This window comes from Arthrobacter senegalensis (genome assembly GCF_059091765.1).
The window spans coordinates 941939-961746 of record NZ_JBNHGZ010000002.1; the positions used below are offsets into that span (position 1 = coordinate 941939).

At 68.2% G+C, this 19808-nt stretch carries 18 protein-coding genes; 10 read left to right on the top strand and 8 right to left on the bottom strand.

From position 1 onward, the window contains the following. Window positions 1-94 precede the first annotated feature (94 nt). Window positions 95-1828 carry an ABC transporter ATP-binding protein gene (locus AC5RVG_RS09820; protein ID WP_494013705.1) on the top strand — a complete coding sequence of 578 codons (1734 nt, stop codon included), beginning with the start codon at window positions 95-97 and terminating at the stop codon, window positions 1826-1828. Continuing rightward, complete coding sequence (locus AC5RVG_RS09825) at window positions 1825-3864, top strand: ABC transporter ATP-binding protein (RefSeq protein WP_494000894.1); 2040 nt, start codon at window positions 1825-1827, stop codon at window positions 3862-3864. The genes AC5RVG_RS09820 and AC5RVG_RS09825 overlap by 4 nt, the downstream gene beginning before the upstream one ends. A gap of 169 nt (window positions 3865-4033) precedes the next feature. On the opposite strand, the gene AC5RVG_RS09830 is transcribed toward AC5RVG_RS09825, so the two are convergent. Both AC5RVG_RS09830 and AC5RVG_RS09835 read right to left on the bottom strand, forming a co-directional pair. After that, entirely contained in the window at window positions 4034-4822 is a 789-nt protein-coding gene (locus AC5RVG_RS09830) for an IclR family transcriptional regulator domain-containing protein (protein ID WP_494013706.1), read from the bottom strand. 57 nt (window positions 4823-4879) lie between these two features. Continuing rightward, window positions 4880-5506 (bottom strand): cob(I)yrinic acid a,c-diamide adenosyltransferase, encoded by a 627-nt coding sequence (locus AC5RVG_RS09835; RefSeq protein WP_494013707.1) that lies wholly within the window; start codon window positions 5504-5506, stop codon window positions 4880-4882. Between the two features lie 97 nt (window positions 5507-5603). Here AC5RVG_RS09835 and AC5RVG_RS09840 point away from each other — a divergent pair, with 97 nt between their 5' ends. The 3 genes from AC5RVG_RS09840 (at window position 5604) to AC5RVG_RS09850 (ending at window position 8247) form a co-directional block, all read left to right on the top strand. Next, entirely contained in the window at window positions 5604-7367 is a 1764-nt protein-coding gene (locus tag AC5RVG_RS09840; protein WP_494000891.1) for a BCCT family transporter, read from the top strand. A gap of 85 nt (window positions 7368-7452) precedes the next feature. Continuing rightward, complete coding sequence (locus tag AC5RVG_RS09845) at window positions 7453-8004, top strand: acyl-CoA thioesterase (RefSeq protein WP_494000890.1); 552 nt, start codon at window positions 7453-7455, stop codon at window positions 8002-8004. A 54-nt stretch (window positions 8005-8058) separates the two neighbouring features. After that, window positions 8059-8247 (top strand): DUF1918 domain-containing protein, encoded by a 189-nt coding sequence (locus AC5RVG_RS09850; RefSeq protein ID WP_494000889.1) that lies wholly within the window; start codon window positions 8059-8061, stop codon window positions 8245-8247. Window positions 8248-8296: 49 nt separating this feature from the next. On the opposite strand, the gene AC5RVG_RS09855 is transcribed toward AC5RVG_RS09850, so the two are convergent. After that, window positions 8297-8941, bottom strand: coding sequence for an SAM-dependent methyltransferase (locus AC5RVG_RS09855; protein ID WP_494013708.1), 645 nt, complete (start codon window positions 8939-8941; stop codon window positions 8297-8299). A 161-nt stretch (window positions 8942-9102) separates the two neighbouring features. Between AC5RVG_RS09855 and AC5RVG_RS09860 the strand changes: the two genes are divergently transcribed. After that, on the top strand, window positions 9103-10089 hold the full coding sequence (locus AC5RVG_RS09860) for an LLM class flavin-dependent oxidoreductase (protein ID WP_494013709.1): 987 nt from the start codon (window positions 9103-9105) through the stop codon (window positions 10087-10089). A gap of 15 nt (window positions 10090-10104) precedes the next feature. Here the strand turns inward: AC5RVG_RS09860 and AC5RVG_RS09865 are convergent, their stop codons facing one another. Together AC5RVG_RS09865 and AC5RVG_RS09870 are read right to left on the bottom strand one after the other, a co-directional pair. After that, the gene (locus AC5RVG_RS09865) at window positions 10105-11193 is read right to left on the bottom strand and encodes a class I SAM-dependent methyltransferase (protein ID WP_494013710.1); all 1089 of its coding nucleotides are present in this window, start codon (window positions 11191-11193) and stop codon (window positions 10105-10107) included. A 207-nt stretch (window positions 11194-11400) separates the two neighbouring features. After that, entirely contained in the window at window positions 11401-13035 is a 1635-nt protein-coding gene (locus AC5RVG_RS09870) for a LuxR C-terminal-related transcriptional regulator (RefSeq protein ID WP_494013711.1), read from the bottom strand. 153 nt (window positions 13036-13188) lie between these two features. On the opposite strand from AC5RVG_RS09870, the gene AC5RVG_RS09875 reads away from it, so the two are divergent. After that, complete coding sequence (locus tag AC5RVG_RS09875; RefSeq protein ID WP_494013712.1) at window positions 13189-13791, top strand: biotin transporter BioY; 603 nt, start codon at window positions 13189-13191, stop codon at window positions 13789-13791. 390 nt (window positions 13792-14181) lie between these two features. Next, window positions 14182-14841, top strand: coding sequence for a uracil-DNA glycosylase (locus AC5RVG_RS09880; RefSeq protein ID WP_494013713.1), 660 nt, complete (start codon window positions 14182-14184; stop codon window positions 14839-14841). 166 nt (window positions 14842-15007) lie between these two features. Here AC5RVG_RS09880 and AC5RVG_RS09885 read toward each other — a convergent pair whose 3' ends face one another. The 3 genes from AC5RVG_RS09885 to AC5RVG_RS09895 are packed head-to-tail and all read right to left on the bottom strand — an operon-like array spanning window position 15008 to window position 17650. After that, window positions 15008-16198: an acetyl-CoA acetyltransferase gene (locus tag AC5RVG_RS09885; RefSeq protein ID WP_494013714.1), complete on the bottom strand. Its 1191-nt coding sequence runs from the start codon at window positions 16196-16198 to the stop codon at window positions 15008-15010. Beyond that, window positions 16198-16908: a CoA transferase subunit B gene (locus AC5RVG_RS09890; protein ID WP_493978990.1), complete on the bottom strand. Its 711-nt coding sequence runs from the start codon at window positions 16906-16908 to the stop codon at window positions 16198-16200. Before AC5RVG_RS09890 ends, AC5RVG_RS09885 begins: the two co-directional genes overlap by 1 nt. A gap of 25 nt (window positions 16909-16933) precedes the next feature. Then, window positions 16934-17650 (bottom strand): CoA transferase subunit A, encoded by a 717-nt coding sequence (locus AC5RVG_RS09895; RefSeq protein WP_494013715.1) that lies wholly within the window; start codon window positions 17648-17650, stop codon window positions 16934-16936. Between the two features lie 263 nt (window positions 17651-17913). Here AC5RVG_RS09895 and AC5RVG_RS09900 point away from each other — a divergent pair, with 263 nt between their 5' ends. Both AC5RVG_RS09900 and AC5RVG_RS09905 read left to right on the top strand, forming a co-directional pair. Beyond that, entirely contained in the window at window positions 17914-18675 is a 762-nt protein-coding gene (locus tag AC5RVG_RS09900) for an IclR family transcriptional regulator (protein WP_494013716.1), read from the top strand. 53 nt (window positions 18676-18728) lie between these two features. Continuing rightward, entirely contained in the window at window positions 18729-19775 is a 1047-nt protein-coding gene (locus AC5RVG_RS09905; RefSeq protein ID WP_494013717.1) for a Gfo/Idh/MocA family protein, read from the top strand. Window positions 19776-19808: the final 33 nt, after the last annotated feature.

Genomic DNA, 19808 nt, shown 5'->3' on the forward strand with positions numbered 1-19808 from the left:
AGTTCATCTGCCGTGGGTTACAGCGGCTCGGGCCAAGGTGTAGCCTCTATCTGGCCTCAATCCACCTTTTCGCCGAAAGTTGCGTCACGTCCCGATGCTGCTCCGCCTCATCCGCCATTACGGCCGCCCCTATCTTCCCTACGTGTTCGCCGTGGTGGTGCTGCAGCTGATTGCGACCATCGCCGCGCTGTACCTGCCCAGCCTGAACGCCCAGATTATTGACGAGGGCGTGGCCCGCGGCGACACCGACTACATCTGGGGCACCGGCGGCCTCATGCTGGTGGTCAGCTTTATCCAGGTGGCGGCCGCGATCGCCGGGGTTTATTTCGGCTCGAAGGCAGCGATGGCCATGGGCCGCGACCTCCGCCGCGGCATTTTCCACAAGGTCACCGGGTTCTCCGCCCGGGAGGTAGGACGATTCGGCGCGCCGAGCCTCATCACCCGCGGCACCAACGACGTCCAGCAGGTGCAGATGCTCGTGCTGATGGGCCTGAACTTCATGGTGATGGCACCCATCATGTGCGTCGGCGGCATCATCATGGCACTGCGCGAGGACCTGCAACTGTCGTGGTTGGTGTGGGCATCGGTGCCGCTGCTGTTCGTCGTCGTCGGTTTGCTGGTCTGGAAGCTGATGCCGCTCTTCCGCATGATGCAGACGAAGATCGACAACATCAACGGGGTGCTCCGTGAGCAGATTACCGGCATCCGCGTGGTCCGGGCGTTTGTCCGCGAGCCCTACGAGGCCAAGCGCTTCGAGAAGGCCAACCGCGAACTGACCGATGTCTCGGTCTCGGTCGGCAACCTGTTCGTTTTGATGTTCCCCTCGATCGGCATGATCCTTCACCTGGCCACGGCGGCGGTGCTGTGGTTTGGCGGACTTCGCGTGGACGCGGGCGAGATGCAGGTCGGTGCCCTGACGGCCTTCCTCCAGTACCTGCTGCAGATCCTCATGGCGGTGATGATGGGCACCTTCATGGCGATGATGATTCCCCGGGCCTCGGTCTGTGCCGAACGCATCGGCGAGGTGCTCGACGTCGAGCCCTCCGTGCATGAACCCGCCGAGCCGCAGCAAGCCCGGGAACCGGCCGGCGTCGTCGAGTTCCGCGACGTCACCTACTCCTATCCCGGCGCCGAGGAACCCGTGCTGCGCAACGTCAGTTTCACGGCGCGGCCGGGGCAGACGACGGCGATCATCGGCAGCACCGGCGCGGGCAAGACCACCTTGATCAGCATGCTCCCGCGGCTGTTCGACGCCGACAGCGGCGAGGTGCTCATCGACGGCGTTCCGGTCACCCGGATGGAGCGCACCGACATCACGGACCGCGTGGCGCTGGTGCCGCAGCGGCCGTACCTGTTCTCCGGCACGGTGGCACACAACCTGCGGTTCGGCGATCCGGACGCCACGGATGAAGAACTCTGGGAGGCGCTGCGCGTGGCCCAGGGCGAGGACTTCGTCCGTGCCAAGGACAAGGGGCTTCAGTCGGCGCTCTCGCAGGGCGGCACCAACGTGTCGGGCGGCCAGCGCCAGCGGCTGTGCATCGCCCGCGCCCTGGTGGCCAAGCCCAAGGTCTTCCTGTTCGACGACTCGTTCTCCGCGCTGGACGTGGCAACCGACGCCAGGCTGCGGGCCGCCCTCAAGGGGACCACCGGCGACGCGACAGTCATCATCGTCGCCCAGCGCGTCGCCACCATCATCGACGCGGACCAGATCCTGGTGATGGAGCACGGACAGATCGTGGCCCGCGGCACCCACGGGCAGCTGCTGGAGAGCTCGGAGACCTACCAGGAAATTGTTCAATCCCAGACTGCGGTGGAGGAAGCGGCATGACGCCGGACAAGGAAGCCCCGGCCGAGGTGGCCACCGGGCCGGACCCCGTGACGGCGCCAACGCCGGGAGCCGCCGCTGAAGCCGAGGCCGAGGTGCTGGACGAACAGTTCCAGCCGGGCGAGGCCGACCAGGACTTCATGACCGGGACGCCGGTCCGCAAGGCCCAGCACTTCTGGCCGTCCGCCAAGCGCCTGTTCGGGCTGCTGAAGCCGGAGAAGGCCGGGATCATCCTGGTGCTGGCCATGGTGCTGGTGGCAGTGGTGCTTAACGTGATTGCGCCCAAGGTGCTGGGCAACGCCATGGACGTCATCTTCAGCGGCGCGATCGGCGCGAACCTGCCCGCCGGCGCCAGCCAGGAAGAAGTCATCGCCGGGCTCCGCGCCCAGGGCCAGGACCAGTTCGCCGACATGCTCAGCGGCATGGAACTGGTTCCCGGGGTCGGCATCGACTTCCAACTGCTGGGCAACCTGATCCTGCTGGTGCTGGGGATGTACGTGGTCGCGTCGCTGTTCATGTGGCTGCAGGGTTGGCTGCTGAACCAAATCGTCATGCGGGTGGTCTTCGGGCTGCGCCGCGACGTGGAAGCCAAGCTGAACCGGCTGCCGTTGAACTACTTCGACACCCGCCAGCGCGGCGACATGCTCTCCCGGGTGACCAACGACGTCGACAACATCCAGCAGGCGCTGCAGCAGGCGTTCGCGCAGCTGATCATGTCCGCGCTGAGCCTGCTGGGCATCACCATCATGATGTTCATCGTCTCCTGGCAGCTGGCCCTGATCGCCTTGATCGCCCTGCCGCTTTCCGCCGTGGGCGCCGGCCTCATCGGCACCCGCAGCCAGAAGTTGTTCACCGCGCAATGGAAGAACACCGGAGCGCTCAACGGGCACATCGAGGAATCGTTCAGCGGCCATGATCTGGTCCGCGCCTTCGGCCGCGAGCAGCAGTCGGTGGAACAGTTCGACGAAAAGAACGAGGAACTCTACAAGGCCTCGTTCGGCGCGCAGTTCGTCTCCGGCATGATCATGCCGGTCATGCAGTTCATCTCCTACCTGAGCTACGTCGGAATCGCCGTGGTGGGCGGCCTGCGCGTGGCATCCGGTTCCATGACCCTGGGCGATGCCACCGCGTTCATCCAGTACTCGCGTGAATTCAACCAGCCGCTGGGCCAGATGGCGGGCATGGCCAACATGCTGCAGTCCGGCGTCGCCTCGGCCGAGCGCGTCTTCGAACTGCTCGACGCCGACGAGCAGGCCCCGGACACCGCCACCGAATCGCTGCCCGCCCAAACCGAAGGGCAGGTCCGGTTCCACAACGTCAGCTTCAGCTACAGCCCCGACAAGCCGCTGATCGAGGACCTCTCCTTCGCCGCGCGGCCGGGCGAGACGGTGGCGATCGTGGGGCCGACGGGCGCGGGGAAGACCACCCTGGTGAACCTGGTGATGCGCTTCTACGAACTGGATGCCGGCCGCATCACCCTCGACGGGGTGGACATCACCGCCCTCAGCCGGGCCGAACTGCGGTCCAAGGTGGGCATGGTGCTGCAGGACGCCTGGTTGTTCGGCGGCTCCATCTACGAGAACATCCGCTACGGCAACCTAAACGCCACCGAGGAAGAAGTGATGGCGGCCGCCAAGGCCACCTACGTGGACCGCTTCGTGCGGGCGCTTCCGGACGGCTATGACACGGTGATTGACGAAGAGGGCAACAACGTCTCCGCCGGTGAGAAGCAGCTGATCACCATCGCGCGCGCGTTCCTGGCCAACCCGTCCCTCCTGATCCTGGATGAGGCGACCAGCTCGGTGGACACCCGCACGGAACTGCTCGTCCAGCACGCCATGGCAGCGCTGCGCACGGACCGCACCAGCTTTGTCATTGCGCACCGGCTCTCCACTATCCGGGACGCCGACGTGATCCTGGTGATGGAGGACGGCAAGATCGTGGAGCAGGGCAACCACACGGAGCTGCTGGCGGCCGAAGGCCCGTACTTCCGGCTCTACATGTCGCAGTTCGCGGCGGCCGCGGATCCGGTGTCCTGATCCCCTGAACGGGAGGACGACGAGGGCGGCGCCCGCTTTGGCGGGTCCCGCACCGCGTGCGGGCCCGCCCGGAGGCGCCGCCCCCAGGTTTCAGGCGCAGGCACCGCCGCCAAGCGCCGCCCACAGGCCCCGCCCACAGGCCCCGCGCGCAGGCACCGCCGTCGGGCTCTTAGCGCGAGGCGCTTTCGGCGATCCGCTCCGCCGCGCGGCGCAGCAGCGGGAGGTGGCTGGCGATGGCCGTCTCCAACGTGTCGGGGGTGGCCAGCATATTGACGCCGACGGCGGCGAGCACCGTGCCGCCGCTGTCCCTCACGGGCACGGACAGCGTGCGGTGGCCCTGCTGCAGTTCGCTGTTGCTGACCGCGTAGCCCTGCCGCCGGACCTGCTCGATCTCCTGGCGGAAACGCCAGGTGCTGTCGATGGTCTGCTCGGTCAGCCTGCTGAGGCCGCCGTCGACGGCGGACCGGAGGCCGTCCTCGGACAGCCCGGCCACCAGCACCTTGCCCATCGACGAGGCGTGCGCCGGAATCTTGGCGCCGACGGTCAGCCCCGCGCGGATCATGCGCGGCACGCGGGTGGCCGCGATGCAGATGACGTCGCCGCCGGCCAGCACGCCCGCCGTGCACGGTTCGTTGAATTCCCCGGTCAGCCACTGGACCGCCCCGCGGGAGGCCCGGACGAGCGGAGAGCCCGCGACGTAGCCGTGGCCCAGCTCCAGGGCCTGATGGGCCAGCGAGAACAGATCATCCCGGCAGCGCACATAGCCAAGGCTGACCAGCGTCCGGAGCACCCGCGCGGTAGCCGCACGGTTCAGGCCGGCGCGGGCGGCAACCTCGGCCGCCCGCATCTGCGGATGACCGTCGTCGAAGACGCTTAACACCGAGAGGCCGCGCGCCAGGGTGCGCGCGGACTGCTCTGTCAAGGCCCTGGTCGCGGGCGCGTCGGAGGTGATGCTCATCACCGTCGAGGATACCCGGCAGGCCGCCGGATCGTGACGGCGGTTGCCTGCGCAGCGCTACTCGGTGGTGCCGGACTGGTCCTCGAGGACGCCGCGGACGGAGGACTCGGGAACCCACATCACGTCCCCGTGCTCGGCGTTGGCCACCCGGGCCATCACGAAGAGCAGCCCGGAGAGCCGGTTGAGGTAGCGGCCGGTCTCGGAATTCACCACGTCGCCGTACTCATCCAGGGCCGCCCAGACCGCGCGTTCGGCGCGGCGCACCGCCGTGCGGGCCTGGTACAGCAGCGCAGCGGAGAGGGTTCCGCCCGGCAGCAGCATGCCGCTGAGGTCCTTGGCTTCCTGCCTGAAGTGTTCGATGGCGCGTTCCAGCCGCTCCACATGCTCGGGGATGATGCGGGCGTCCGCCGCCTGATTGCCGCGATACGGCACCAGCAGGTCGGCCATCAGGTCGAACAAGTCGTTTTGGACGCTGACCAGCATGGCGCTGACCTCCGGGGACACACCCCCGCTCGCCATGGCCACGGCCACAGCGGCGTTGGCGGCATCCACTTCGGCATGCGCGACCACCCTCGGGTCGTTCTTGGACACCTCGCCGTGGCTGCCGAAGGCGGTGTACCCGGTGTCGCCATAGTGGTCCATCCGGGTCTGATCATCGCTTTGAAAGTCGCCATCTCCACTCATGCCTGCCATCATACTGACGGGACGTTTGACATCGAAGAGCCGCAGCAAGCCCGGAGCGCCGCACGCGTACAGCCGGTGACAACAGTGAGGATCAGTGATGAGCAGCGAATTTACCGGCCCCTTGCCGACTGTCTCCCGGGATACGGGTGATGACGGGCAGCGGGGCTGGAATACCGTCGACAAGACGGTTTTCTTCGTTTCAGGCAGCATTATTGTTGCCATCTGCCTGCTGGGTGTTTTCTTTACCCAGCAGGTGACCGAAGTAACCGGATCAATTCTCGGCTGGGTGACCAACTCCTTCGGTTGGTTGTTCATCCTCGGCGCCACCGGCTTCGTAATCTTTTCGCTGGTGCTGGCCTTCGGCCGGTATGGCAACATTCCGCTCGCGCAGGAGGGCGAAACCACCGAATTCTCCACGTTGTCGTGGATTGCCATGATGTTCAGCGCCGGCATGGGCATCGGCCTGATGTTCTTCGGCGTCTACGAACCGGTCACTCATCTTGCCTCGCCGCCGCCCTTCGTGGATGCCGCTCCGGGATCCCCCGAGGCCGCGAACAGCGCGATGGCCTACACGCTCTTCCACTGGGGTCTGCACCCGTGGGCCATCTACTCGGTGGTTGGCCTGGCCCTGGCCTATTCGACGTACCGGATGGGCCGCGGCAACCTGATGAGTTCGCCCTTCCAGGCGATCTTCGGCAAGGAGCGGATTGAGGAAAAGGGCTGGGGCAAGCCGATCGACATCCTGGCGATCATCTGTACGAAATTCGGTTCAGCGACCTCGCTGGGCCTGGGGGCGCTGCAGATTGCCGCCGGATTGGCACTGCTGCGGACCGGCCGGTTCGAGGAGAACCCCGGCGTCGTGGCTCCGATCCTGATCATCTGCGTGCTGACCGTGGGTGTGGTGATTTCGGCGGCCAGCGGCGTTGCCCGCGGCATCAAGTGGCTGAGCAACACGAACATGGTGCTGGCCGCGGTGCTGCTGGTGTTCGTCTTCGTGGTGGGTCCCACCGTCTTCATCCTGGATCTGGTCCCCGCCGCGATCGGCGACTACCTGGCCAACATCGTCCCCATGAGCTTCCACTCGGCCGTCTTCGGCGGCACCGAGTGGCTGGCCAACTGGACCATCTTCTACTGGGCGTGGTGGATCTCCTGGACCCCCTTCGTGGGCACGTTCATCGCCAAGATCTCCCGCGGACGGACCATCAAGGAGTTCGTCCTGGGCGTGCTGCTGGTCCCCACCGCCGTGAGCGTGGTCTGGTTCTCGGTGTTCGGCGGTGCGGGCATCCACCTCCAGCTGGGCGGTGAAGATATTGCCGGGACCGGAGACGAGGCGGCCGGTTTCTTCGCAACCCTGCAGAACTATCCGTTCTTTTTCGGCGCGGCCATCGTGGTGATGGTGCTGACGGCGGTGTTTTTCGTCAGCGGCGCCGACGCCGGCGCCGTCGTGCTGGGAACGCTTTCCTCCCGCGGCCGAAAGGAGCCGTGGAAGCCGCTGGTCATCCTCTGGGGCGTTCTCACCGGTACCGTCGCGGCCGTGCTGCTGTTCGTCGGCGGGCTCGACGCGCTGCAGACGTTCACCATCCTGGCGTCAACGCCCTTCGTGCTGATCATGGTGGGGCTTTGCCTCTCGCTGTACGTGGACTTGCGCCGGGATCCGCTGCGGCAGCGGCGCATGGGCCCGGTGCGCGGAGCCGTCAGCGTCCCCAGCACCGTGCCGTTCGCGGTGCCGGTGACGTCCGAGACGCCGGTCGTCCAGCCTGGCCAAGCCGGGCGCATCAATGGCTCCGGCGGCCCCGACCATCCCGCGGGGGGACTGCCGGAGGACCTCGGGGACGGCAAAAAACACGGACACCACGCGTAGCCGGGACTAGCTGGAAAGTGGCGGGACCGGCGCGGCTTAGCCGGTCCCGCCCGCCCGGCAAGTTACCTCCGGGTAACATGGCGGCATGCACCTGATCTTCCGCACCCTCCTGCTGCTGCTGACGGCCCGCCGCCGTCCTGCCCTGGACATATGGGATTCGTCCACGCTGTCCCTGCGCGTGCTGCCCACCGACATCGACATCGCCATGCACGTCAACAACGGGATGTATTTCTCGCTGATGGACCTCGGCCGCTTCGAGCTGATGGTGCGCGCCGGCGTGTGGGACACCTTCCGCCGCAAGGGCTGGTCGCCGGTGGTCGGCGCGGAGACCATTTCCTTCCGTAAATCGCTCACACTCGGCCAGCAATACAGCATCGAAACCCGGATCATCGGATTTGACGACCGCGCCATCTTCTTCGAGCAGCGCATGGTGGCCGACGGCGAAATCCATGCCCGCGCCTACATCGCCACCCGGCTGGTTTCCAAGCAGGGCCCGGTCTCCAATGAGGAGATCTTCGCCGCCGTCGGCCAGCGGCCGCCGGCGGACCTGGTTTTGCCCGAATGGCTGCACGAGTGGCGGGAGAACAACGCCCTGCCCAGCACCCGCCGGCCCGCCCCGCACCGCTGGGTGCGCTGACTCTGGTCGGCCGCAGCCCGTTCCCCTAGGCTATGGGAAAGGAGGTGAGCGGTCATGATCGCAGCACCCGGAGACCGCATCGTCATCAGGGGCAGGACGGTGGACTCGGCTGACCGGCACGGCGAAGTCATCGAGGTCAGGGGCGACGGCGGAGCCCCGCCCTACTACGTGAGGTTCGACGACGGGCATGAGAGTGTCGTCTTCCCCGGCACGGACTGCAGCATCGAGCACGCCGCCGGGTAAGAAGCCGCTGCCGGGTCAGAAGCCGGATGCAGGCCAGGGCCGATGCCGGCTAAACGGCCAGCCGGCGGGCGCGCAGGACGCTGTCCGTGATCGTGGCGCTCTGCCCGCCCGGGCCCGTGACCTCGCGGGGGACGGAGTCGAGCGTGTCGAGGGCCCAGCCCGGGGAACCTAGTCCCAGTGCATCGGCCAGCTCCCCGGCCGTGGGCAGCGGTTCCTCGGGTTCCGGATGTCCCGACCACGGCGGAAACGACTCGTGGCCGACAACCAGCAACGTGCCGCCGGGTGCTACCGCGCGGGCCGCCGTGGTGAGAATGGCGTTCCGCGGCAGCTCGACCGGCGAGTGCAGGAATTGGGCGCAGACCAGGTCGTAGCTTTCCTGCGGTTCCCAGCGGGCCAGGTCCTGTCGGAGCCACCGGATGCGGTCCGCAACGCCGGCTTCGTCGGCGTGTTTGGCCGCCCGTTGCAGCGCGAGCCCGGACATGTCGAGGCCGGTGACCGTCCAGCCCTTGCCGGCGAGCCAGATGGCGTCTGCGCCCTCGCCGCAACCCAGCTCGAGGGCGGTGCCGGGCGGCAGGCCGGAGACCTCGCGGACCAGCATGGCGTTCGGCCGGCCGCTCCACACCTGGTCCCGTTGGCTGTAAAAGGACTCCCAGAACTGGTCGGGCTCTTCCCGGCGGTCGTGATGATGCTCCATGCCTGCAGACTCTACGCCCGCGACGTGACGGCGGCGATGGCCCGGCAGCCGGCCCCCACGGGCGGGGAGGGAAGAAATAAAGACGGGCACCGCCGTCGTTGTGCAGGATGTGTGCCCGCGGCAACCACCCCGGGCGTCCCGCGACGAAAGGCCCCGCCGACGTGAACGTACCTCTGTCCATCCTTGACCTGGCAACCATCGGCACGAACGAAACCGTGGGTGAAAGCCTGGCCGGCAGTGTGTCCCTGGCGCAGCGGGCGGAGGAACTGGGCTACCGGCGGGTGTGGTACGCCGAACACCACAACATGGCGTCGATCGCGTCCTCGGCCACCAGCGTGTTGATTGCCCACGTGGCGGCGCACACCAACAGCATCCGCCTGGGCGCCGGCGGCATCATGCTTCCGAACCATGCCCCGCTGACCATCGCCGAGCAGTTCGGCACGCTGGAGGCGCTCCATCCGGGACGGATCGATCTGGGCCTGGGCCGCGCACCGGGCAGCGATCAGAACACCTTGCGGGCGCTGCGCCGCGATCCGATGAGCGCCGAATCCTTCCCGCAGGACGTGCTGGAGCTGCAGGGCTACCTGACCGGAAAGTCGCGCATCAAGGGCGTGGATGCGACACCGGGCAAGGGCACCAACGTGCCGCTGTACATCCTGGGCTCCTCGCTGTTCGGCGCGAAGCTGGCCGCGGCGCTGGGGCTGCCATACTCGTTTGCCTCGCATTTTGCGCCCAACGCGCTGCAGGACGCCGTGTCCGTCTACCGCCGCGAGTTCCAGCCGTCGGAGCAACTCGCCGAACCGTACGTGATCGCCGGTGTGAACGCCATCGCCGCGGACAGCAACGAGGAAGCGCAGGAGCAGTTCCGGGTTGTCCGGCGCAGCCGCGTCTCGCTGCTGTTCGGCCGCGACCGGACCTTTACCGACGAGGAAGCGGATCTCATCCTGGACTCGCCGCAGGGCCAGCACGTGGAGCAGATGGTCAAGTACTCGGCCGTCGGGACGCGCGAGGCGGTGGCGGAGTACCTGGAAGGCTTCGCCAAGCATGCCGGCGCCGACGAGCTGATCGTGGCGTTCCAGGCGCCGACCGTCGCGCAGCGGCTGCGCGCGCTGGAACTGACGGCCCAGGCCGCCGGGCTGGCCGCCTGAGCCGCCGTCGTCGGGTTACCGTTTGGCCGCGATGTAGTAGGCGTTGAACGGGTCCTGCTCGACGTCCTTGACGACCGTCCCGGAAAAGCCCGCATCCGCCAGCATGGACAGGGCAAGCTGCCGGCCCCATGCGGTGCCCAGTCCCGCGCCACCCTGGCCCAGCGAAACACTCATGCAGTGCATCACCGAAATGGTGTAGAGGAAGCCCGCCCAGGGCAGCGACAAGTTGTCCTCCACATTGCTGGAGGCCTTCATGTCCACCATGAGGAAGGTTCCGCCGGGCCGCAGGGCCGCATGGATCTCGCCGAGCACGCGCGCCGGCTGGGCCTGGTCGTGGATGGTGTCGAAGGCGGTGACCAGGTCGAACCGTCCCGGTTCATTCAGCTCGGCGACGTCCCGGACCTCGAACGAGGCATTGTGCAGGCCCATGCGCGCCGCTTCCTGCCGTGCCCGGGCGATTCCCTCCGGCGAGAAGTCATAGCCGGTGAACCGGCTGGCGGGAAACGCCTGCGCCATCAGGTTGATGGCGTGCCCGCTGCCGCAGCCGACGTCGGCCACGTCGATGCCCCGGCGCAGGCGTTCGACCAACCCGTCGGCCAGCGGCAGGATCTCCTCGATCAGTCCGGCGTCGAAAACCGCCGAGCTTTCCTCCGACATCAACTGGTGGAAGCGCGGATAGTCGGCATAGGACAGCCCGCCGCCCTGGCGGAATGCGGCGACGACCCCCTCCTCCACGCCGCCGAGCAGCGGGATGTACTGAAGCAGCCGCGCCAGGTTGTCCGGGCCGGCGGCCCTGGTCAGCGAGGCGGCGTGTTCGGCCGGCAGCCGGTAGGTGCGGGAAACCGGGCCGTAGGCCACCACTTGCGACGCGGCCAGGCCGTTGAGCCATTCGCGCACGTAGCGCTCGTCCAGTTCTGCGGCGTCCGCGATCTGCTGGCTGGTGGCCGGCGGCAACGCCGCCAGGGTGTCGAACAGCCCGGTCTGGTGACCGATGCTGGCCAGCATGGCCAGCGCGCCGTCGTTCAGGATGGTCAGGCAGCGCTGCGCGAACGCTTCGGCGGCCTCGGTGTCGAACTGCCCGGCAGCTTCCTGGATGGTGGTCATGGCTTCTCCCGTGGTCCGGAAGCAGGCACCTGTTGCCTGCTGAATCTCACGGTAGGGAGCCGGCGGCACCGGGAACATCGGGCAAGGTCTGTGGGCTCGGGCGGCGCGGATGGGGCAAAAGATGCAGGCGTCAGGCTCGGGCCAGCCATGCGGGCGTCAGTGCCTGCCTCCGTTGCAGGCGTCAGGGTCTAGCCAACGATGCAGGCGTCAGCGCCGCGTCAAGGGAGCGGTAACGTCGTGCTCGTGGGCCCACGCGGCGGCCGCGGTGCGGGACGAGACACCGATCTTGAGGAAAATATTGGCCAGATGCCTGCCGACCGTCTTCTGGCTGATGAACAGTGCGGCTGCCGTTTCCTTGTTCGTGGCACCGCGGGCGATGCAGGCAAGTACCTCCGCTTCCCGATCCGTCAGGCCGCCCGGGGACCTTTGGCCGTCCAGGCGGCGCACATCCGGCTCCGCCCCGAGCTCCCGGTAGATGGCCAGGGCCGTCGCCTCTTCCGACGCCGCGGTCTCCGGCTGGCCCAGCTCGCGGTGCACGGCCGCGAGCAGTTCGTACACCCGCGCGGTGTCGTGCCGGTGATGCAGGGAACGATAACCCTGCAGCGCGGACCTCAGCACGGAGAGGGCCTGCGCGGCCTGGCCGCCGGAAAACAGCAGGACCCCGCGGGCATGCCGTGCCCAGGCCAGGAAACCGGGGCTGCTGAAGTCACCGGCAGATTGCTCCAGTTCGCGGCAGTATTCCTCGGCTTCCGCCGTCAACTTCAGTTGCACGGCGAGTTCTACCGCGGGGAGCAGCATTTGTGCCCGGGTCAGCCGATCGTTGGACTCCAGTGCTGCCGACAGGCCGGCCCACGCGGCGTCGAGATGTCCGCGCGCGGCCAGCAGTTTGGCCTCGCCGGGCTGTGGCTCAACACCTAAGTCCCGCGCCCTGGCGTAGGAGTCGGCGGCGCCCTGCAGGTCACCGCGCAGCCGCCGCAGCTCGCCGAGTTGGTAGTACCCTTCACCGGCGGCCCACACGTTTCGGTCCGCCAGTTCCGAGCTGCTTTGGGCAATCTCGCGTTCCACTCCGTCCCAATTGCCTTCTATGCTGCGGATTTGGAGCCGGTGGATGTGGCACACGCCGGAAAAGACCATGCCGCCCGCCAATTGCTCGCACCAGCGCTCGGTGGCTTCGGTCCATGCCCGCATCCGCGGCAGGTCGGCCAGCTGGTAGCAGGCGTGGAGTACCGTGCAATAGATGTCTCCCGACCAGGTTGGGGGCACCTGCCCGGCGAGGACCGGGAGCATCGCCTCGTCCAAGGCCGCGAAGCCCGAGGCCGTCCGCCCGGCCCGCAGATCGGCCAAACCTGTCAGGGTGAGGCTGAAGGAATGCAGCACGGGCGCGTTGAACCTCCGCCCCATCTGTTGCAGCTCCTCGGCGGCGGCCAAGGCCGGCTCCGGGTCTTCGGCAAACAGCAGCGCGTTGACGGTGTCCAGATACAGCAGGTAGCCGTGGACGGGGCTCTGCGGGGCATCCAGCAGCATGCGCCTGGCGCGGTTGATCCAGCCGGAGGCGATCATCAGGTCCCCGCGCAGCGTCCACAGCAGACCCAGATCCAGAGCCTTCATGGCGGCAGCGAGTTTTTCGCCGTCGTTCTCGTAGCGGTGGAAGACTTCCTCGGAGTCCATTACCGATTCGCGGACATCCCCCACCCACCAGGCGGCGTCGCCCAGCCGGGCCAGATCCTCCACGTCCAGTGGCGAGAGGCTGCGGGCCTGCTCGAATCCGTCATAGGCTGGGCGCCATTCACCGCGCGCGTAGGCATCGCGTGCAGTAGCCAGCAGTGTTTCGATTGGCTCCATAGCGCTCCTGCATTTCAGGGTAGTCCTCCCGCAGCCGGCAGGGAACTGCGTAATCATCGCCATAATCGGCTTTGCAGCGGAGGGCTGCCGGTACAGTGGTGCCGAAACCGGACCACAGTTTCCGCAAGGAAATGTCCCCGAGAAGGAGCAAACATGAGTTCAGCCGCCGTTGCGCGACAGGGTGTCCTGGCCGACGCCCTGGTCCCGAGCACCGCCTTGGCCAACACCGCGCTGGTTTTCGCCGGGGCAGGCCTGACCGCCGTCATGGCGCAGCTGGCCGTGCCGCTGTGGCCGGTCCCGATCACCGGCCAGACCCTGGCCGTCCTGCTGGTCGGCAGCACGCTGGGCCCGGTCCGCGGCATGCTGTCGATGGCACTGTACTGGGTGGCCGGCGTGGCCGGCATGCCGGTGTTCAGCGATGCATCCTCCGGCCTGGCCGCCGCCGTTGGCCCGACCGGCGGCTACCTGGTGGGCTTCATCGCCGCCGCGGGGCTGACCGGCTGGCTGGCCAAGCGCAACTGGGACAAAAAGTTCCTGGGCGCCACCGTTTCATTCTTGGCGGGCACCGTGATCACCTTCGTCTTCGGCATGGCCTGGCTGGCCATTTCCCTGGGCGCCGACCTGCAGCAGACGCTCGAGTGGGGCCTGTACCCGTTCATCATCGGCGGCATCGTGAAGTCGTTGATCGCGGCAGCCGCCATGCCGGCAGCGTGGAAGCTGGCGGCCCGACTGCCCAAGGACTCCGCCCGCGCCTAGCGGCTGGGTGGCTAAGCGCCTGGGCGGCGGGCGGCGGGCTTTCGCGCGCTGCAGCCTGACAACTTCACAGCGCGACGCCGGTGCCCGGGTGGGGATTCTTCCTCGCCCGGGCACCGGCGTCGTTGTCTGTGGTGTCGGCCGGCGGGCCGGGTGACACCGGTTTTCCCTCTCCCACGCCTGGTCCCACCAGCGTTCACCGACATGATTCCCATGCGCACTCGACACGCATTCCCGCGCACTGGGACACTTATTCTCCCTGCACACTCGAGTGGTGAGAAGATGCAGCGAACCGGGCCGTTTCGCTGCATCTTCCCGCCACTGGATGGTGAGCGATCCGGGTTCGCGGGTCCAGGTTCCACCGTCGCCTCGCTGATCGCATAGGTTGGGATGGTGACGGCGCAGCAGGAAATCAGGGACTTTGTGGTGCGGCTGGGGGAGTTCGAGACGGGCCCGGCGAGCCGCAACTTCTTCTCGGCATCGGTGCCGGCGAACGCACCGCGCCGGCACAACATCGCCAGGTACTTGGAACAGATGCTGGAACGCCGGCCCAAGGTCCTGCTGGTCGGGGAGGCCCCCGGGTACCGCGGCATGACGGTGACCGGAGTCCCCTTCACCAACAAGGCGCTGATTTCAGGGCGTGACCCGTTCGGCATGTTCGGCCCGGGCAACGGTTACGTGGTTCCGCCGGAGGTCCTGACCGTGCCGGCGGAGCCGACGGCAACGGTGATGTGGAACGTGCTGGCTGAACTGGACTTCCTGCCGCTGCTGTGGAGTGCCTACCCGTTCCATCCGCACCAGCCCGGGCGGCCGCAGTCCAACCGCACCCCATCGGCGCCGGAGATCGCGGCCGGCACGCTCTACTGGCAGGATCTGGCCCGGCTGTTCAGCATTGACGCAGTCGTCGCAGTGGGGAACATCGGGCACCGGAGCGTGACCGCCAGCGGGTTGGACGTGCCCAAGATCCGCCACCCCGCCCATGGCGGCAAGGAACTGTTCCGGCAAGGCCTGCAGGACCTGCTGGACACCGGCGTCATCCGGAGGAACCAATGACACCGTCGGCAGCTCCGGGCCCGGATGCTCTGCGGGCGCTCCGGCGCTGCGGTCAATGAATCGGCCGCCCGGGTGACGACCAAAAGGACTGCGCCGATCTGGCCCATCCAGGGCTTCCGGAAGGGCCAGATCGGCGCAGTCAATGGATGGGGGACTGCCGGTCGGGCTAGACGGCCTCGAGCACGCTGACGTAGTTGGCGATCGCCAGGCCACCCATGTTGTGCACGGCCGCCCGCCGGGCGCCGGCCAACTGCATGTCGCCGGCAGTGCCGGACAGCTGCATGGCGGCCACCACGTGCTGCGAGACGCCGGTGGCGCCGACCGGGTGGCCCTTGGCCTTCAGCCCGCCGGACAGGTTCACCGGCAGCTTGCCGTCCCGGTATACCCAGCCTTCCTCGATGGCGCGGCGGCCCTCGCCGGCCGGGGTCAGCCCCATGACTTCGTACATGATCAGCTCGGCGATGGTGAAGCAGTCGTGCACCTCCGCCAGGTCAAGGTCCTCCAGCCCCACCCCGGCCATTTCCAGGGCGCGCTGCCAGGCGGCGCGGCTGCCGGCGAAGGCGGTGGGATCGCGCTTTTCGGCCGGCATGAAGTCGTTCGCGTGGCCGAACCCTGCCAGCCGGACTGCGGCGGCCGCGGCACCGGAACGCGGCGACTCGGTGCTGAGGACCACGGCGGCGGCACCGTCCGAGACCGGCGAGCAATCCGTGCGGCGCAGCGGCTCGGCGACCACGGGGTTCTTGTCCGAGACCGTCCGGCAGAACTCCTCACCCAGATCCTTGCGCAGCTGCGCGTAGGGGTTGGCCACACCGTTGCGGTGGTTCTTCGCGGCAATCGAGCCGAGGACGTCGCCCACCTCGCCGTAGCGCTTCTGGTAGTGCTTGGCGGTCTCGGCAAAGAGGCCGGCAAACCCGGTGGAGCTCGGCTTGCCGGCGGCCTCGTAGTCGGCGCCCAGCAGGGCAGCGCCCACCACGTCGGCGCCGGCATGGGTCATCTTCTCGGCGCCGATCACCAGCACGTTGTGCGCCGTGCCGGCCAGCAGCGACTTGGCACCCTGCTGCACGGCCGCCGAACCGGAGGCGCAGGCGTTCTCCACCCGCGTGGCCGGCACGTTCGCCAGATCGTCGGAGACCTGCAGGGCCAGCGAGGACGCAAAGCCCAGCGGCACCATGCCGGAGTTGAACTGGCCCAGGTAGATCTCGTCGATCTGCCCCGGCTCCAACCCGGCGTTGGCGATGGCCTCCCGGGCCACCCCGACAATCAGCGATTCCAGCGTCTCGTCGGCCAGCTTGCCGAAGGGGGAGTGCCCCCAGCCGGTCAGCAGGATGTCCCGGCCGAAATGTTGCTTCAGGCTCATCAGTGAGTTCCTTCCAGCGCTGTTTCCCGTGCGCCGGCCGGTTCGGCGGCGGCTTCGTCCAGTTCAGGGGCGACGGCGAAGTCCGGCTCGGTCTTCTCCCGCACCTCGGCCACGGTGACGCCCGGCGCCAGGCGGACCAGCCGCAGCGGGAGGGCACCGCCGTCGTCGTCAATGTCGAAGACGGCGAGGTCCGTGATGATCCGGTTGACCACCTTCACTCCGGTCAGCGGCAGCGAGCATTCGTTGACGATCTTGGGCGTGCCGTCCTTGGCCACATGCTCGGTGAGCACCACCACGCGCGGGGTGCCCGCGACCAGGTCCATGGCGCCGCCCATGCCCTTGACCATCTTCCCGGGGATGGTCCAGTTGGCCAGGTCGCCCGCGGCGGAGACCTGCATGGCGCCCAGGACAGCGGTCTTCACGTGGCCGCCGCGGATCATGCCGAAACTGGTGGCCGAGTCGAAGATGGAGCCGCCGGGCAGCACCGTCACGGTCTGCTTGCCGGCGTTGATCAGATCCGCGTCCTCGTCGCCCTCGTACGGGAACGGGCCCATCCCCAGCAGGCCGTTTTCGCTCTGCAGCACCACCCGCACGCCGTCCGGCAGGTTGTTGGCCACCAGCGTGGGGATGCCGATGCCCAGGTTGACGTAGTCTCCGTCGTTCAGTTCGGCGGCCGCGATGGCCGCCATCTCGTCTCGTGTCCAAGCCATGATGTGCTCCTTCTGGTCTGAAATTTCAGGCGCCGACGGCGGCGGGGCGGGGGCGGACGGTACGCTGCTCGATGTCCTTGGTGCGGTCCGAGGCCTGCACGAGGCGCTGGACATACACGCCCGGGGTGACGATGTGGTTCGGGTCCAGCGCACCCGGCTCCACGATCACCTCGGCCTCGGCGATGGTGACGCGGCCGGCCGTGGCCACCACCGGGTTGAAGTTGCGGGCGGTGTAGCGGTAGACCAGGTTGCCGTCCGTGTCGGCGGTGTGGGCGTGGACGAGGGACAGGTCGGCCACGATCCCGCGCTCCTGCACGTAAAGCTCGCCGTCGAACTCCTCGTGCGGCTTGCCTTCGGCGATCACCGTGCCCACCCCGGTCTTGGTGTAGAAGGCCGCGATGCCCGCGCCGCCCGCGCGGAGGCGCTCGGCGAGCGTGCCCTGCGGGTTGAATTCGACCTCCAGCGTGCCGGCCAGGAACTGCTGGGCGAACAGCTTGTTCTCGCCCACGTAGGAGGCCAGCACCTTGCGGACCTGCCCGGCCTCGATCAGCACGCCCAGGCCCTTGCCATCGACGCCCATGTTGTTGGAGACCACCGTCAGGTCCTTAACGCCGGAATCGCGCACCGCGTCGATCAGGTCCGCGGGGATGCCGGAGAGCCCGAATCCTCCCACCGCGATCGTCATCCCGTCATGCAGTACGCCGGCCAGCGCGGCGGCCGGTCCTGCCGTCAGTTTGGACATTGCTTCCTCCTCGTTGAGTGCCGTCCGCAGCCACTCGTCCTGACCTGGCGCGGAACTTGTCCATCTTGTGGACAGCTGTTATCCGGCAGACTAGTGGTGCCGCGGCGCAACCGTCAACGGGCGGCCAAGAACTGCATTCACAGTGTGGACAGCGGCGGGTAGACTGTCCACATTGTGGATCGGCGGGGCGGCATAACCGACCCGGCCCGGCCGCCAGACCGCCAGGAGGACAATTGCCGGACAAGCAGGTACAAGGAGCCCAAGTGGTCGGCCGGGTAGCCCGGCTGCTGCGGATCGTCGGACGCGCCCCGGAGACCGGCGCGGCCCTGGCGGACATCGTCCGGGCCTCGGGCCTGACCCGGCCCACGGTCTACCGGCTGCTGAACTCCCTCGCCGCCGAGGGCCTGCTGGACCATCATGCGGAGACCGGCACCTGGCATCTGGGCCCGGAGCTTTATGTGCTCGGGTCGGTGGCCGCTGGCCGCTTTGCGATCGAGGACCTGGCCCGGCCGCGCCTGCAGCGGTTGGCGGACGAAACGGGCGAGAGCGCCTTTCTGTCCATCCGGCGGGGCGACGAAACCGTCTGCCTGGTCCGGGTGGAAGGCAGCTTTCCGGTCCGCTCCTTTGTGCTGCACGAAGGCGTCCGCTTCCCGCTGGGCATCGCTTCGGCCGGGCTGGCCATCATGGCCTTTCTGGAGGACGGGGAAATCGACCGGCTGCTCGACGACGGCGGTGCCCGGGTTGAGCGCTTCGGCCCGGCGCATGCGCCGGACAAGATCCGCGCGAACCTGGCCGAAACCCGGCAGCGGGGCTATACCGTCAACCCGGGGCTGATCCTGGAGGGCAGTTGGGGGATGGGCGCGGCCGTCTTCGACCGGCACGGCCAGCCGGCCTGGGCGCTGTCGCTGACCGGCATCGAACAACGGTTCCGGTCCGACCGGCAGGAGTTCCTCGGCAAGCTGCTCCTGGAGGAGGCGCACATCCTCACGCAGCAGTTGCGTGAACAGCCCCAGGTCCGCCGTTAGGCTCGAGGCAGCCGGGCACTTTCGGCCGGCACCAGAACACCCTAGGAGCAACGATGGCCGGGCACCACCCGCTGCGCACCGCCGTGATCGGCTACGGACTCTCCGGCAGGGTCTTCCACGCGCCGTTGCTGGAGGCCGCGGGCGGGTACTCGCTGGACGCGATCGTCACGGCCAACCCCGAGCGGGCCGCACAGGCGGCGGCCGGGCACCCGCGCGCGCGGATCGTGGCAACGGCGGAAGAACTCTTCAACGCGCCGGAGCCGCTCGACGTCGTGGTGGTGGCCACCCCGCCGGCCAGCCACTACGCGCTCGCCGACGCCGCGATGGACCGCGGCCTGCACGTGGTGGTGGACAAGCCCTTCGTCCCCGCATCCGCCCAGGGCGACGCCCTGCTGGCCAAGGCCGGACGGGCCGGCGTGGTGCTCTCCGTCTTCCACAACCGCCGCTGGGATTCGGATTTCCTGACCCTGAAACAGCTGATCGGCGACGGCGAACTCGGCCGGGTCCACACCTTCGAGTCCCGCTTTGAGCGCTGGAAGCCGGAGGGTCTGCGGGCCTGGAAGGCAACGGCCGGCGTCGCCGGTGGCGGCGGCATCCTCTTCGACCTCGGCGTCCACCTGATCGACCAGGCGCTCACGCTCTTCGGGCCGGCCGCCACGGTCTACGGCGAAATCGCGCGCCACACCGCCCCCGCAGCATCCGCCGCCGACGAGGATGCCTTCGTCTCCCTGCTGCACGAATCTGGGGTGCGCTCGCGGTTGTCGATAAACCTCATCTCAGCGCTGCCCGCGCCGCGGTTCCATGTGCTCGGCTCGGCCGCCGCCTTCACCTCCTGGGGGCTGGACAGCCAGGAGGCCGCGCTGGCGGCGGGCGCGGTTCCCGGGGCAGCCGGATACGGCGAGGAGCCCGAAGAGCGCTGGGGAACCCTCGGCACGCCGGGCCACACCCGCAGGGTTCGCTCCGTCGCCGGCGCCTACCCGGAGTACTACCGGCAGCTGGCCGCGGCCATCCACGAGGGCGCCCCGGTTCCCGTCGAGCCCGCGGACGCCGTGGCGGCCATCCGCATCATCGAGGAAATCCACCGGCAAAACTGGACATAAGGGCGGGCAGCGGCGCCGACACAAGATGCCCCA